The following is a 464-nucleotide window of genomic DNA, read 5'->3' as shown; positions in this document are numbered from 1 at the left end:
GTGCGGCTTTCATCGGATCATCAAGGGAAACCTTATACTGGTTCATGGCGGTGGACATGGCTGCAGACGCTCCGGGGACGTCATTTTGCATCGTTTTACTAAGTGTCATTACATTATTCGACATGATTTCGAGCGCGTCCGGTGCTTTTTTCAGTTCCGGAGTAATCTTTGAAAGCAAGTCCTTATAAACGACCATAGCATTTGACGCATCGACACCGAACGCTTTTGCCGTGTTACGGGCTTTGGTGGCGAGAACGTCCAGTTCCTTCCCCTCCATGTTGGTGATACCGGACATTTCGGCAACGGCAGTTTCAAACCGGATGCCCGGTTCGATGGCGTCGTTAAAGGAATCACGGATATTGTCAACACCTTCCTTCAGCTGGTTGAGAAAGAACATTCCCTTTCCCAGCCCTTCCAGTTTTCCGGCTGTTTTTCCCGATGTCTCCCCAAGACGTTCAACCACT

General features: G+C 49.8%; 1 pseudogene. It reads right to left on the bottom strand.

Features of this window, described 5'->3' with window-relative positions:
* Positions 1 to 464, bottom strand: a pseudogene (locus HMPREF2794_RS25635) (phage tail tape measure protein); the annotation flags it as partial.

The organism is Bacteroides sp. HMSC067B03 (assembly GCF_001811315.1).
Taxonomy (GTDB): domain Bacteria; phylum Bacteroidota; class Bacteroidia; order Bacteroidales; family Bacteroidaceae; genus Bacteroides; species Bacteroides faecis.
The sequence above is the reverse complement of the archived record's forward strand: the minus strand, read 5'-3'. Positions and strand labels throughout refer to the sequence as shown.